This window comes from Rhizobium sp. Root491 (genome assembly GCF_001427205.1).
Taxonomy (GTDB): Bacteria; Pseudomonadota; Alphaproteobacteria; order Rhizobiales; family Rhizobiaceae; genus Agrobacterium; species Agrobacterium tumefaciens.
Genome location: NZ_LMFF01000015.1, coordinates 104,997 through 117,834 on the forward strand (window position 1 = coordinate 104,997; position 12,838 = coordinate 117,834).

General features: G+C 59.6%; 13 protein-coding genes. 7 read left to right on the forward strand and 6 right to left on the reverse strand.

Translation table 11 applies throughout. The annotated features are described in order from the left end of the window. Positions 1-152 precede the first annotated feature (152 nt). The 3 genes from ASD46_RS17180 to ASD46_RS17190 are packed head-to-tail and all read left to right on the forward strand — an operon-like array spanning position 153 to position 2,688. Positions 153-782 carry a DUF1285 domain-containing protein gene (locus ASD46_RS17180; RefSeq protein WP_025594170.1) on the forward strand — a complete coding sequence of 210 codons (630 nt, stop codon included), beginning with the start codon at positions 153-155 and terminating at the stop codon, positions 780-782. After that, positions 779-1,435: an NUDIX hydrolase gene (locus ASD46_RS17185; RefSeq protein WP_025594168.1), complete on the forward strand. Its 657-nt coding sequence runs from the start codon at positions 779-781 to the stop codon at positions 1,433-1,435. Before ASD46_RS17180 ends, ASD46_RS17185 begins: the two co-directional genes overlap by 4 nt. Then, on the forward strand, positions 1,432-2,688 hold the full coding sequence (locus tag ASD46_RS17190) for a CCA tRNA nucleotidyltransferase (RefSeq protein WP_060642538.1): 1,257 nt from the start codon (positions 1,432-1,434) through the stop codon (positions 2,686-2,688). The genes ASD46_RS17185 and ASD46_RS17190 overlap by 4 nt, the downstream gene beginning before the upstream one ends. A 26-nt stretch (positions 2,689-2,714) precedes the next feature. Here ASD46_RS17190 and ASD46_RS17195 read toward each other — a convergent pair whose 3' ends face one another. The 3 genes from ASD46_RS17195 to hemF form a co-directional block, all read right to left on the reverse strand. Next, entirely contained in the window at positions 2,715-2,900 is a 186-nt protein-coding gene (locus tag ASD46_RS17195; RefSeq protein ID WP_003513537.1) for a DUF1059 domain-containing protein, read from the reverse strand. A 119-nt stretch (positions 2,901-3,019) separates the two neighbouring features. Next, on the reverse strand, positions 3,020-3,286 hold the full coding sequence (locus tag ASD46_RS17200) for a hypothetical protein (RefSeq protein WP_003513532.1): 267 nt from the start codon (positions 3,284-3,286) through the stop codon (positions 3,020-3,022). A 122-nt stretch (positions 3,287-3,408) separates the two neighbouring features. Beyond that, the gene (gene hemF / locus ASD46_RS17205; protein WP_025594165.1) at positions 3,409-4,320 is read right to left on the reverse strand and encodes an oxygen-dependent coproporphyrinogen oxidase; all 912 of its coding nucleotides are present in this window, start codon (positions 4,318-4,320) and stop codon (positions 3,409-3,411) included. A 129-nt stretch (positions 4,321-4,449) separates the two neighbouring features. Here hemF and ASD46_RS17210 point away from each other — a divergent pair, with 129 nt between their 5' ends. Continuing rightward, positions 4,450-4,725 (forward strand): hypothetical protein, encoded by a 276-nt coding sequence (locus ASD46_RS17210; RefSeq protein ID WP_013636608.1) that lies wholly within the window; start codon positions 4,450-4,452, stop codon positions 4,723-4,725. 3 nt (positions 4,726-4,728) lie between these two features. On the opposite strand, the gene ASD46_RS17215 is transcribed toward ASD46_RS17210, so the two are convergent. Then, positions 4,729-6,381, reverse strand: a complete 1,653-nt coding sequence (locus ASD46_RS17215) for a Na/Pi cotransporter family protein (protein WP_019565202.1) — start codon at positions 6,379-6,381, stop codon at positions 4,729-4,731. 172 nt (positions 6,382-6,553) lie between these two features. After that, positions 6,554-7,027 (reverse strand): tRNA (cytidine(34)-2'-O)-methyltransferase, encoded by a 474-nt coding sequence (locus ASD46_RS17220; RefSeq protein WP_003513525.1) that lies wholly within the window; start codon positions 7,025-7,027, stop codon positions 6,554-6,556. A gap of 226 nt (positions 7,028-7,253) precedes the next feature. On the opposite strand from ASD46_RS17220, the gene ASD46_RS27485 reads away from it, so the two are divergent. From ASD46_RS27485 to ASD46_RS17230, 3 genes are all read left to right on the forward strand, one after another. Then, complete coding sequence (locus ASD46_RS27485; RefSeq protein WP_174040987.1) at positions 7,254-7,409, forward strand: hypothetical protein; 156 nt, start codon at positions 7,254-7,256, stop codon at positions 7,407-7,409. A 382-nt stretch (positions 7,410-7,791) separates the two neighbouring features. Then, a complete protein-coding gene (locus ASD46_RS17225) occupies positions 7,792-9,642 on the forward strand; it encodes an ABC transporter ATP-binding protein (RefSeq protein ID WP_060642539.1) in 1,851 nt (616 codons plus the stop codon). A 253-nt stretch (positions 9,643-9,895) separates the two neighbouring features. Further along, positions 9,896-11,872, forward strand: a complete 1,977-nt coding sequence (locus tag ASD46_RS17230) for an ABC transporter ATP-binding protein (RefSeq protein WP_029658793.1) — start codon at positions 9,896-9,898, stop codon at positions 11,870-11,872. Positions 11,873-11,885: 13 nt separating this feature from the next. Here the strand turns inward: ASD46_RS17230 and ASD46_RS17235 are convergent, their stop codons facing one another. Then, positions 11,886-12,818 carry an endonuclease/exonuclease/phosphatase family protein gene (locus ASD46_RS17235; RefSeq protein ID WP_025594160.1) on the reverse strand — a complete coding sequence of 311 codons (933 nt, stop codon included), beginning with the start codon at positions 12,816-12,818 and terminating at the stop codon, positions 11,886-11,888. Positions 12,819-12,838 lie beyond the last annotated feature (20 nt).

Here is a 12,838-nt window from a genome sequence, read left to right on the forward strand (position 1 = left end):
GCCGACCCATTCCTGCCCCAATCTTGATGGCCATTGGCCGGGGCGGATTTCGCGCTGCAACTAGCTTATTGCTCTCTTGGCCGCTGACAAGCGCCATTCGAATGACTATGTCGTGACTTAGTATTTCCTTATCGGCAAAGCGAGACTCGAATATGGCAGCGGAGACGATAAATTCGGCAAGCGATGCAGCAGGGCTTGCGGCGATGATTTCCCGCGCCGCCGAGCAGACCGGCGACGCCAAACGTGGACCTGCGCCGGTGGAGCGCTGGAATCCCCCCTTTTGCGGCGATCTCGACATGGAAATCCGCGCAGACGGCACCTGGTTCTATATGGGTACGCCCATTGGCCGGGCGCCGCTGGTGCGGCTGTTTTCCACGGTCCTGCGCAAGGATGACGACGGCAAGACCTATCTTGTAACTCCTGTGGAAAAAGTCGGCATCCGCGTGGTGGATGCTCCTTTCGTGGCCGTCGAGATGAAGGTGACGGCGGGCGAGAAGGATGGCGGGCCGCTGCTGACCTTCCGCACCAATGTCGGCGATGTGGTGGAGGCCGGGCCGGAGCATCCGCTACGCTTTACGATTTTCGGAGAAAACCGCGAATTGAAACCCTATATTCTGGTGCGCGGCAGGCTGGAGGCGCTCGTCTCGCGGGCGGTGATGTATGATCTCGTGGCACTCGGCGAGGTGATCGATGTGGACGGTGTCGAGATGTTTGCCGTGCGCTCGGGCGGGGTTGTCTTTCCCGTGATGCCCGCCAAAGAACTGGAACGGCTTTCGCAATGACAATGACGACAACCCGCCTTGAAACTTTTACCGCCGCCGATTTCCGCCGCCGGGTGCTGGAGGAAGGCGAGGGCGTGGCGGAACGCGAGGGCGTGGCGGAACGCGAGAATGGCGATCATCTGCTCAATCCGGGCGTGGTGCTTTCGGGAAACGGCATAAGGCTGAAGGACGCCGCCGTGCTGGTGCCTGTCATCGACGACGGCAACGAAGCGCGGGTGATCTTCACCCAGCGCACCGCAACCCTGCGCAAACATTCCGGCCAGATTTCCTTTCCGGGCGGTGGCATCGATGCCGGGGACCGCACACCGGAAGAGGCCGCCCTGCGCGAAACGGAAGAGGAGATCGGCCTCTCGCGATCTTTCGTGGAAACAGTCGGGCGTCTGCCGGATTATATTTCCGGTACCGGTTTTCGCATCAAGCCGGTGCTGTCGGTCGTTCGTCCCGGCTTTGACCTGACGCTCAATCCCACGGAAGTGGATGAGGTTTTCGAGGTGCCGCTGTCTTTCTTGATGGACCCCGCCAATCACGGGCGCGGCAGCCGCATCTTTCAGGGGAAGGAGCGGTTTTTCTACGAAATGCCCTATGGCGAGCGCTACATTTGGGGCATTACGGCGGGCATCGTACGGACGATTTACGAGAGGTTTTATTCATGAGCAGCCTTGTCGGGCGGGACTGGTTTGAAAAGCCGGCGCTGAAGCGCATCTTCGCGCTGTTGAACGCCGATGGCGGCGAGGTGCGGATCGTCGGCGGCGCCGTGCGCAATGCGCTGATGGAACAACCGGTCGTCGATGTCGATATGGCGACGACGCTTACCCCCGATGTGGTGGTTGAGCGCGCCAAGGCGGCGGGCATCAAGGCGGTACCGACCGGCATTGAACACGGCACGGTGACGCTGGTGATCGACGGCGAGGGTTTCGAGGTGACGACGCTGCGCCGCGATGTCGAGACCAATGGCCGCCATGCGCAGGTCGCTTTTGGCACAGACTGGCAGACCGATGCCGAGCGGCGCGATCTCACTATCAACGCACTTTACGCCGACGAGAAAGGCGAGATCATCGACCTCATCGATGGTCTGCCCGACATTGAAACCGGCACGGTGCGCTTCATCGGCGATGCGGCAATGCGGATTTCGGAAGATTATCTGCGGATTCTTCGCTTCTTCCGCTTTTTCGCCCATTATGGCTCCGGTCGTCCTGATGCCGATGGCTTGCGCGCCAGTGCGCGGGCCAAGGACAAGCTGGGGACGCTCTCGGCCGAGCGGGTGTGGAGCGAGCTGAAAAAGCTGCTTTCCGCGCGCGATCCCTCCCGCGCCTTGCTGTGGATGCGGCAATCCGGCGTGTTGGCGGAAATTCTTCCCGAAACGGAAAAATGGGGTATCGACGCCATTCACGGGCTGGTGGCAACCGAACAGGCGCTCGGCTGGACAGTTGACCCGATGCTGCGGCTTGCTGCCATAGTGCCGCCCGACAGGGAGAGGCTAACGGCGCTTGCTGCGCGGCTGCGGTTGTCGAAGGCTGAAGCTGCATATCTCGCCCACTGTGCTTCCGCGCCGGTGATCGATCCGGAGATGAAGGAGACGGCGCTCGACCGGCTGCTTTACCGGCAGGGCGTTGACGGTGTGAAGACGCGGCTGAAACTGGCGCTTGCCTCGGCCCGCGCCGACCTTTCGGGCGGTGAGGCGGCGATGCAGAAAGTCGCGCGGCTTTCGACGCTGCTGACGAGAGCGAACAAGTTCCACAAGCCCGGCTTTCCGCTGAGCGGCGCTGATGTGATGGCCGCGGGCGTGGAGTCCGGTCCGAAGGTAGGCGAGGTGCTGAAAAGCCTCGAAGAAAAGTGGATCGACGTCAATTTCTCGCTAGACCGGGCAGCGCTGACCGCCCGGCTGAAGGAAATGCTGGAGAATTGAGATCGCAGTGTCGGAGGCGTTGCGGCTCAGGCCGCATTTGCCTCGTCGCGGATGCGGGATTTGATGTTTTCGATCATGTTTTCGCGGATGATGGTTTCGCCGTGGGCCGATCGCATATGTTCCACGGTGCGGCGCACGACTTCCGCGTCGTCATCCGCGCGGGTGTGCCAGGCACAGCCGGGCACGAGCGTTCCACATTCAAACAGTCTCATGGTCTTGCCTCCCTGTTTTAGACAGAGGGACAGCCTGCAAATGCCTGCTGTCCCTCTGACAAGAAACGAACGGTCGCCGCTAATGTTCCAGAGCGGCGTCCGCTGACCCTGTTCAGGCCCTATTCGGGCATCGCCCAGCACTGGAAAACAGAGGATGTGCCGGCTGCCGGGATTTTCGTACGAGGCATTTCGTCATTGTCGGCCCGCGTCACCGCTTTTCCGGCAAGCGTGCGTTTTACTTGTTCGACATAAAAGGAATGCGGCAGTTCGCGATCGCCGGTGGCACGCATTTCCGCTGCCATGCGGTCGATCAAATCAGGGGTATCGATGGAATGCGAGGCTCCCTCAGCGGAAGCGGATATAGGCATGCTGTTCGAAGTAATCATGACGATAGCTCCTCCAGTACGTCTGCACGCAGGAGATTATCATTGCCTTTATTTTTCCATAAGTCCTAATTTGCGCGATTTGCGCCCAAATTCCTGACGGGCGTCAAATTTACGTGAGTATTTCAGGGCCACCGGACCACGGGTGGCAGGGAAGACAGAATCGATTCGACATTGCCGCCGGTCTTGAGGCCGAAGATCGTGCCGCGGTCGTAAAGCAGGTTGAATTCCACATAGCGGCCACGGCGAATGAGCTGCTCGTCGCGGTCCTCTTCCGTCCAGGGCTGGTTGAAATTGGATCGCACGATTTTTGGGTAGACCAGGTTGAAGGCGCGGCCAACATCCTGCACGAAGGCGAAATTGGCGTCCCAGCCGCCCTTTTCCTCTTCCGGGTGCAGCCAGTCGAAAAAGATGCCGCCGGTGCCGCGCGGCTCGTTGCGGTGCTTGAGGAAGAAGTACTCGTCGCACCACGACTTGTAGCGCGGATAGTCGGCCACGGGATGGCGGTTACAGGTGATCTCGAAGCCGCGGTGGAAAAGCTGGGTGTCCGGATCCTGTTCCGTCCGCCGGCGTCCAAGCACGGGCGTCAGGTCCGCGCCGCCGCCGAACCAGTGGCTGGTGGTGACGACCATGCGGGTATTCATATGAACAGCCGGCACATTGGGATTGACCGGATGGGCGATCAGCGAAATGCCCGAGGCCCAGAAGCTGGGGTCTTCTTCCGCACCCGGTATCTGCTGGCGGAATTCCGGCGAGAACTCACCATAGACGGTGGAGGTGTGGACGCCGACCTTTTCGAAGACGCGGCCCTCCATCATCGACATCTTGCCGCCGCCGCCCGCGCCATTGTCGCGCAGCCAGTCCTTCTGCACGAAGCGTCCCGGTTCCTGATCGGCGAGCGGGCCACTCAGCTCGTCTTCAAGGTTTTCGAAGGAGGTAACGATGGTGTCGCGCAGATGCTGGAACCAGGCCTGGGCGGCGGCCTTCTTGTCTTCTATGTCCTCGGGCAAGCCCTTCGGCAAAGATGGCCGTTCCATGCATGTTCTCCTTTGGTGAAGTCGATTCCCTGTCGCATCTAGCAGGTGCTGGCCTTGCGCACAAATTCGACTCGCCAAGTTCACATGCGGGCACTATCTTTAGCGATGTAGGTGCCAGAGGTGAATATCATGACGAAATTTGCCGGACCGCCGCCCCTGGACGGGCTGAAGCGCAGGATCGCCAATCACCGCAAGGCGCGTGAAAGTGACGGCGGCGATCCGATGCGCAACGGTATGTTCGTGCGGCAGACCTTTTGTCTCGACCGTGAAGAAGCCCGTGCCAAGGCGCGCGAGTGGTTCGACAGTTTTCCGAAGGCCGCCTATTGGACCGAAGTGGAAAGCTGGCGGCAGCTGGAAGGCGACCGCATCGAATTCACCATGCGGCGGCTTCCTTCGGCAGACTAAGCTTTAAGCACGCGGTTCGGCGTAACGCAGGCGGCTTTCGATCAAAACGCCGCTTTCATCCAGAATGGGATGGGCAACAGACACGATATGGGCGTTTATGCGCTTCAGGTCGCGCAGCATGTCGAGATGCAGTGAACTCGTCTGCATGCTTTCCGTCAGCCCATCGCGCAGCCGCTCCAGATGGCGGTTGGACGACTGTTTTTCGAGGCGGCGTATATCCACCTTACTTTCCATCAGCCGGCGGGCGAGATCGAAATCGCCGGTCACCAGAATGCTCTGGGCGGCCCGCAGATTTTCGATTGTCATGTCGAACAGCGTCTTCAGCTCCTCATAACCGTCGTCGGAAAATTTGAAGCTGTTCAGCACCTTCTTGCGGATTTGCTCGCAAATGCCTTTTTCGATGATGTCGCCGATATGTTCGAGATTGATCGCGTAATCGATGATGGCGATCGAACGGCGCGCTTCGTCGTCTGCAAGCCCTTTGCGCCCCAGTTGGGAAAGATAGACCTTCACCTCCTGCTGACGGCGATCGACCTTCTTTTCGAGTAGGGACACTTCCTGAAGGGGTGCCAGATCATTATGCTTGAAGGCGTTTTCGGCGCGGATCAGCATGCGCTCGATAGCATCGCCGACGCTCAAGACCTCACGCGTGGCATTGGCGAGCGCCACAACAGGCGTATCCAGCGCCTGCTGATCGAGGAAATTCGGGCCATCTTCGGTTTTCGGATCGCCCGGCACCAGCTTTGCCATCAGGTCGGATATGAGGGCTGAGAAGGGCCAGGCAACCGCTGCCAGAATGACATTGAAGATGAGATGCGCATCAACAGGCAATTTGGCGGGCGAAAGCGGCAATTGCTGCAAAAGCGTTGCGCCATAGGATGCGAGTGGCATGGCGATGAGGCAGCCGATGGTGCGCACCACAAGGTTGCCGATGGTGATGCGCCGCGCCGAGGCCGGGCCGGAGAGCGTGGCGATGACCGGCGGAATGGCGCCGCCGAGATTGGCGCCGAGAATGAGAACGATGATGAGACCGGCGGACAGCGTGCCGGTAGCAGCAAGCGACAGGATAAGCACCACGACAGCGAGGCTGGAGGAGGAGACGAAGGCCAGCACGGCGGAGAAGATCAACGCGACGGGCCATGCGCCATCAAGCAGACCGATGAAGACGCCAAGGGCTGGCGAGGCACGCATCGGTTCGGTCGCGCCGCTCAACAGATGCAATGACAGAAGCATCAGGCCGATGCCGATGACGGCGGTTCCGCCACCTTGTCGGGCGTTTGAGCTACCCTTTTTGAGCACGATACCGGAGAGGATCAGCAGCGGCGACAGCCACTCCACACCGGCCGCGACAATCCAGGCGGTGACGGCGGTGCCGACATTGGCGCCGAGCAGCACGACCTGCGCCATGCGCGGCTTTATGAGATCGCGTTCTGCGAAGGAGGCGACGGTAAGCGCGGTTGCCGTCGAGCTTTGCAGCGCGACAGTGGCGAAAAAGCCGGAAAAGAAGGAACGCGGGCCGCTCTGGGTGCCGGTCGCCAATACACTTCGCAGTTTCATGCCGAAGGCACGGGTAACCCCGTCCTTGACCTGGGCAAGACCAAAGAGCAGCAGCGCGACTGCGCCGAGAAGGTTGACGATGACAATGGTGGATTGCATGCGACGTCTCCTCACACCCGCCGGCGGATGGCTGCGGCGAGGGCGATTTTTGTTGTCCGGCTAATAAGTATAGGAGCCTGAAAGCCTTCGGTACAGGCCGGGTTGCGACAGTTTTGAAGCAAAAACGGTCAATTTTTGTATTTGCACGAAAAAATGGCGCTAAAAAAGGCGCTTAAGACCATGCAGTCTGGCGCAAAGCCTCGCCGGTGATCATCGCGGCGGACATTGCGACGTTGATGGAGCGCTGCCCCTCGACCATCGGGATGATGATTCGCTCCTGCGCCTTCTCATGCACGTGGTCCGGCACACCAGCACTTTCACGGCCGAAAAGCAGGATATCGTCGTGGCGATAGGCGATTTTCGTATAGGGCAGGGCGGCCTTGGTGGAGGCGAGAACGAGGCGGCGGCCGGTGGTTGCGCGCCACTCCTCAAACCGGTCCCAGCTGACGTGGCGTGTCAGCGCCGCCGCTGCGATATAATCCATGCCTGCCCTTTTCAGGTTTCGGTCGGAAATATCGAAACCTGCCGGCTCGATGATATCGACGCCGAGGCCGAGACAGGCCGCCAGCCGCAGGATCGTGCCGGTATTGCCGGGAATATCCGGCTGGTAGAGGGCAATCCTGATTTCGGGTCTGATGTCGCTCATTGTCTTCTCACCGCGTTTGGAATGCCGGAGCGCTTATCACGGGCGGCGGGTTTGTGACAGATGCAGCCCGAGAGGACCGTTTCGAAGAGTGCCGTATTCATTCGCGTGACAACACAGTCGGGCTACCCATTAACCATCGTGTCGTCAGGCCGATCCGGCATATCCGGTTGCGTCGGATCGGCGTTGTTTCGATCCGGATCCCGCGCAGCAAAAACAGGAAGATATCATGTCCGAACGGGCGAATTTCGTCCATTTGACCGACCTGCATGTGGGCAATCTGCAGGTGCAGGACGATGATCTTTATTCCGCCACCTCGGCCACGCTGGCCGATACTCTGGCGCAGATCAAGGCGCTCGGGCAGGCGCAGGAAGCCGCCGAGTAAGCTGTGCATCCAGGCATCACGACGGGCGGAGACCTTCGCGGGTCATCTCCGCCCGTTCGGCAGAATCGGTCGCAATCGAGAGCTTTTCTGACGCGTTCGGCATCTTTGCGGCTGGTCAACGATTAATTTTTGCGCTACAAGGCGACATCTTCAACACCAGCTAGGGAGGTTCTGATGCAAAATGACATTCGTATTCGCCTCCCGGCCCCAGTAGTGCTGCTGCTGGCCTAGGTGTTACCCCCGCGGTTCGACCGCGTTTCCCATAGTCTGATTCGTCATGTGGCTGTTGCGGCCATATCCAATACTTTTCTGTTCCGTCGTGAGCCATATTTGCGTTTGCTCACGTTTCACGATGGGGCGATTGCTTGCCGGAGCTTGGCCTATGTTTGGCTGGTTTGAAAAACGCCTTGATCCTTTTCCCTCTTCGGCGCCGTCTGTGCCGCCGAAGAAGCTTTTGCCGTTCGTGTGGCATTATGTGCAGCCCGCATGGCCGTGGCTCCTGCTGCTTGGCCTGATGTCCATGGGTATCGCCGTTGCGGAAGCCATGCTCTACAAATTCCTCGGCAGCATCGTTGACTGGCTTTCCACGGCCAATCGCGAGACGTTCTTTGCCGATGAGGGCTGGCATCTGATTGTCATGGCTGGGCTGGTGCTCTTCCTGCTGCCACTGATGGGCGCTATCCACACCATGACGATGCACCAGACGCTTGCCGGCAATTTCGGCATGATCGCGCGCTGGAAGATGCATCGTTTCCTGCTGCGCCACTCCATGAACTTTTTCGCCAACGAATTTGCAGGCCGGGTTTCGACCAAGGTGATGCAGACGGCGCTGGCGATCCGCGAAGTGGCGCTGAAGGTGATCGACGTGTTCGTCTACGCTATCAGCTTCGTCGTCTCGATGCTGTTCATGGTTGCGGCCGCAGACTGGCGGCTGGTCATTCCGCTGCTGGTGTGGCTCGGCATCTATATGGGTATCCTCACCTATTTCGTGCCGAAGCTCGGCCGGCTCGCACAGGAGCAGGCCGATGCGCGCTCGATGATGACGGGGCGTATCGTCGACAGCTATACAAACATCTCGACGATCAAGCTGTTTTCGCATGCGGGCCGCGAGGAAAGATATGCGCGTGAGGGCATGAACGTGTTTCTCGGAACCGTTCACCGCCAGATGCGCAAGATTTCCGGCTTCAACATCCTGATCGACCTCAACAATGCGGTTGTGCTGTTTTCCACGGCCTCGCTCGGTCTTTATTTCTGGATGCAGGGTTCGGTCACGGCCGGCTCGGTTGCCATTGCCATAAGCCTTGCCATGCGCGTCAACGGCATGTCGCAATGGATCATGTGGGAAGTCACCTCGCTGTTCGAAAACATCGGCACCGTCTATGACGGCATGTCGATGATGACGAAGCCGCACGATATCGTCGATGCTCCGAAGGCGCCGCAGCTTGCGGCACCGCAGGGCGCGATCCGTTATGATAACGTCCGCTTCCACTACGGCAAGAACAAGGGCGTTATCGACGGGCTGACGCTGGATATCAAGCCGGGCGAGAAGGTCGGACTGGTCGGGCGATCCGGTGCGGGCAAGACGACGCTGATGAACCTGCTCCTGCGTTTCTACGATCTGGAAGCGGGCAAGATCACCATCGACGGGCAGGACATCTCCAAGGTGTCGCAGGACAGCCTGCGCGAGTTGATTGGTGTGGTGACGCAGGATACTTCGCTGCTGCACCGTTCGATCCGCGACAACATCGCCTATGGCCATCCAGAGGCCACCGACGAGCAGGTGATCGCGGCTGCAAAGCGGGCGAATGCCTGGGACTTCGTGGAAACGCTTGTCGATATGCATGGCCGCCAGGGCCTTGATGCCCAGGTGGGCGAACGCGGTGTAAAGCTGTCCGGTGGCCAGCGTCAGCGTATCGCCATTGCCCGCGTGTTCCTCAAGAACGCGCCGATCCTGGTACTTGATGAGGCGACCTCGGCGCTCGACTCAGAAGTCGAGGCGGCGATTCAGGAAAATCTGTTCTCGCTGATGGAAGGCAAGACGGTTATCGCGATCGCCCACCGTCTGTCGACGCTGACCGAAATGGACCGGCTCATCATCCTCGACAAGGGCCAGATCGTGGAATCGGGCAGCCATGCGGAACTGGCGGCGATGGGCGGTATCTATGCCGATCTATGGCGGCGCCAGTCCGGCGGCTTCATAGCCGACCACGAGGCGGAAGTGGCTGCCGAGTAAGGAGAGCTCGAAGGGCGGGAAGCATGGTTTCCCGCCCTTTCGTTTGCGGTTCGCGTTTATCTATGTAGGCGAGTTAAACCTCTCCTCCGTCATGCCGGCCTTGAGCCGGTTTCCATTCACGGCGCGTCTGCGCCGTGAATGGAGTCTCCCGCGATCAAAGACTTGAATCGCGCTTTACCCCGGATCTAGTCCTTGGTGACGGAGTGAGGATGCTGCGAGTGCGCAAAATCCAAGTGGGTCTATCCAGAGCCCGGTGGAACATTCTTCGCCCTTTTTCATTTCCCGAACGTTACCGAAATATAATCTCTTCCCGAACGCTCTGCGGCTGTTCCCGCTCCGGGAATCCGCCTATATCCGGATCATGGTCATTACCCGCATCTTCGAGTTTTTCGAGAACTGGATAAAGCCCTTCGCCCGCAAGGACGATTTGCGGCCGCCGGAAAAGACGTCCGGTTTCGTCTGGTTCTATATCTCGCAGGCCAAGGCGCCGTTTCTTGCCATGCTGGTGCTGGGCGGGTTGACGGCTGCCATTGAGGCTGCGCTTTTCTGGTTCGTCGGGCGGCTGGTCGACATTCTCTCGACCGTCAAGCCGGAAGAGGGCTGGGATGGACTGCTGGCAGCCCATGGCGGCGAACTCGTCGGCATGCTGGTGTTGATCGGCATCGTGCGTTTTATCGTCACCATGGTAACCGCGCTGGTGGACCAACAGATCATCACGCCCGGCTTTTACAATTTGGTGCGCTGGCAATCCTATATGCATGTGGCGCGGCAATCGCTGACCTTTTTCCAGAATGATTTTTCCGGCCGCATCGTCACCAAGGTCTGGTCGGGCGGGCAGGCGGCAGGCGATCTTGTCACCTCGCTGATGGAAAGCGTCTGGTTCGTCGGCATCTACTCCGTCTCGATGCTGCTGCTGATCGGCGGGCTGGACTGGCGGCTTGCCGTCGTCGTCCTCGTCTGGGTGCTTATCTTCTCGCTGCTGGCGCGTTATTTCGTGCCGCGCATCCGCTCCCATTCGAAAGAAACGGCGGAGGCAGCCTCCATGCTTTCCGGCCGGATGGTGGATGCGTACAGCAATATCCAGACGCTCAGGCTGTTCGGGCGCGACGATGCCAATGACCGCTACATGCGGCAGGGCTTCGATATCTTCCAGAACGCCACGATGACGTTCACGCGGTTCATCACCGGTGTGCGCGCCTCCATGGCGCTGCTGTCGGGTGTGATGATCACGTCGATGGCGGCGCTGTGTATCGACCTTTGGCTGTCCGGCAAGATCAGTTCCGGCGCTGTCGCCTTCACGCTGGCACTGGTTCTGCGCCTCAACTTCCTGCTCGGGCGATTGATGACGCAGTTCAACGGCATCATGCGCAATTTCGGCACGGTGCAGAATGCGGCGGAGCTGATTTCGCAGCCGATCGGCCTTGTGGACGCGCCGGATGCGACAGTGCTGGACGTGAAAAGTCCAAGTATCCGCTTCGAAAACGTCAGCTTCCATTATGGGCGGGCGAACGGGGTCATCGACAATCTTAATCTCGATATCAAGGCGGGGGAGAAGGTTGGCATCGTCGGACGCTCCGGCGCGGGCAAATCCACCCTCGTCAATCTGCTGCTGCGGTTTTACGATGTTGAGAAAGGCCGCATCCTCATTGATGGGCAGGACATCGCCAAAGTCACCCAGGAATCACTGCGCGCCCATATCGGCATGGTCACGCAGGATACGTCGCTGCTGCACCGTTCTATCAGAGACAACATCATGTTCGGGCGCACGGATGCCACCGAAGCGCAATTGCTGGAGGCGACGCGCCGGGCCAAGGCGGATGAGTTCATTGCACGGCTGGAAGACCAGCGTGGACGCACGGGTTTCGACGCGCATGTCGGCGAACGCGGCGTGAAATTGTCCGGCGGCCAGCGCCAGCGCATCGCCATTGCCCGCGTGATGCTGAAGGATGCGCCGATCCTCGTCCTCGACGAGGCGACGTCTGCGCTTGATTCGGAAGTAGAAGCGGCGATCCAGAGCAATCTGGATGAGTTGATGCAGGGCAAGACAGTGCTGGCCATCGCCCACCGTCTTTCAACGATTGCTGCTCTCGACCGGCTGATCGTCATGGATCAGGGCCGTATCGTCGAGCAGGGCAGCCATTCAGATCTCGTCTCGCAGGGCAGACTTTATTCGGAACTCTGGGCGCGACAGTCGGGCGGCTTCCTTGCTGTGGACGAGGCGGCCCAATAGGGCCTGTCGCCAGCTATTTCCCGATCATGAAATCCGCCATCAGGCCGAAATGATTGGAACCGAGGCTGTCGGGCAGACGGGTGGTTTTCAAGAGCGTGGCCGGTTCGCGGGCGAAGATATGGTCGATGGCGATGCCGAAGCGACCTGCCTTCGTCGGCCATGTGGCGGGTTCCCATGGCGCTTTCTTCAGGTCGTTGGCGGCGAGGAAGTCGCGCATGTCGGGAGCGATGCTGGCCGAATTGAAATCTCCGGCCAGAATGAGCGGCCCGGTGACACGAAAGAGAATTTCGCTGACTTCGTCCAGCTCGTCCCGGTGATAGTCGTCGAAATAGGGTTTGGTGATGTGACCTGCAGCGAGCGTCAGCTTCGTGCCGTCGAAATCGATGCTGGCGATGGCGAAACGGTCGCGGCGCAGATCGCTGAGGCTATGGAAACGGCCCTCCAGCAGCGGCCGCTTCGATAGGATCAAAAGATCACACGTCGGTGTTCCCGCATAGCAGCCCAGCCTGTGGGGGTAGGTTTGCTGCAGACGCGGCAGAACCGATTCCAGCGCAGCCGCCTCAAACAGATAGACCGCATCCGCGTCTGATTCGAGAATCCTGTCGGCAATCGCATCCGCATTGGCGGCGTTATCCATCAATACGTTGAAGGACAACAGCCGGAAGGGTCTGGCGCCAGGTGCCGCATTGGCGCTTGTCGACAATTCCATGAGCATGGCGACGGCGTGGATGGCGAGTGCAAGCGACCAGATGATGAGGAAAGCGGAAATCGCGTCACGCGTCAGCCAAAATACCAGGCATGACAGCAGGATACAGACGAAGGCGATGTGAAGCTGGAAACTGGTGACGAAGGCTAAAAGCCAGAAATCCGTCACATAACGCAGGCTGGCGATGAAAAGTACGGCAGCCACGACCGTGGAGACCATGCACGAGAGCTTCGCTGTCATCCGAATCCCTGCTTTCCAAG

What these genes read in the sequence shown, in the direction of transcription:
- ASD46_RS17180 (WP_025594170.1), top strand. Translation starts at nt 153, where the DNA reads ATGGCAGCGGAGACGATAAATTCGGCAAGCGATGCAGCAGGGCTTGCG.
- ASD46_RS17185 (WP_025594168.1), top strand. Translation starts at nt 779, where the DNA reads ATGACAATGACGACAACCCGCCTTGAAACTTTTACCGCCGCCGATTTC.
- ASD46_RS17190 (WP_060642538.1), top strand. Translation starts at nt 1,432, where the DNA reads ATGAGCAGCCTTGTCGGGCGGGACTGGTTTGAAAAGCCGGCGCTGAAG.
- ASD46_RS17195 (WP_003513537.1), bottom strand. Translation starts at nt 2,900, where the DNA reads ATGAGACTGTTTGAATGTGGAACGCTCGTGCCCGGCTGTGCCTGGCAC.
- ASD46_RS17200 (WP_003513532.1), bottom strand. Translation starts at nt 3,286, where the DNA reads ATGATTACTTCGAACAGCATGCCTATATCCGCTTCCGCTGAGGGAGCC.
- hemF (WP_025594165.1), bottom strand. Translation starts at nt 4,320, where the DNA reads ATGGAACGGCCATCTTTGCCGAAGGGCTTGCCCGAGGACATAGAAGAC.
- ASD46_RS17210 (WP_013636608.1), top strand. Translation starts at nt 4,450, where the DNA reads ATGACGAAATTTGCCGGACCGCCGCCCCTGGACGGGCTGAAGCGCAGG.
- ASD46_RS17215 (WP_019565202.1), bottom strand. Translation starts at nt 6,381, where the DNA reads ATGCAATCCACCATTGTCATCGTCAACCTTCTCGGCGCAGTCGCGCTG.
- ASD46_RS17220 (WP_003513525.1), bottom strand. Translation starts at nt 7,027, where the DNA reads ATGAGCGACATCAGACCCGAAATCAGGATTGCCCTCTACCAGCCGGAT.
- ASD46_RS27485 (WP_174040987.1), top strand. Translation starts at nt 7,254, where the DNA reads ATGTCCGAACGGGCGAATTTCGTCCATTTGACCGACCTGCATGTGGGC.
- ASD46_RS17225 (WP_060642539.1), top strand. Translation starts at nt 7,792, where the DNA reads ATGTTTGGCTGGTTTGAAAAACGCCTTGATCCTTTTCCCTCTTCGGCG.
- ASD46_RS17235 (WP_025594160.1), bottom strand. Translation starts at nt 12,818, where the DNA reads ATGACAGCGAAGCTCTCGTGCATGGTCTCCACGGTCGTGGCTGCCGTA.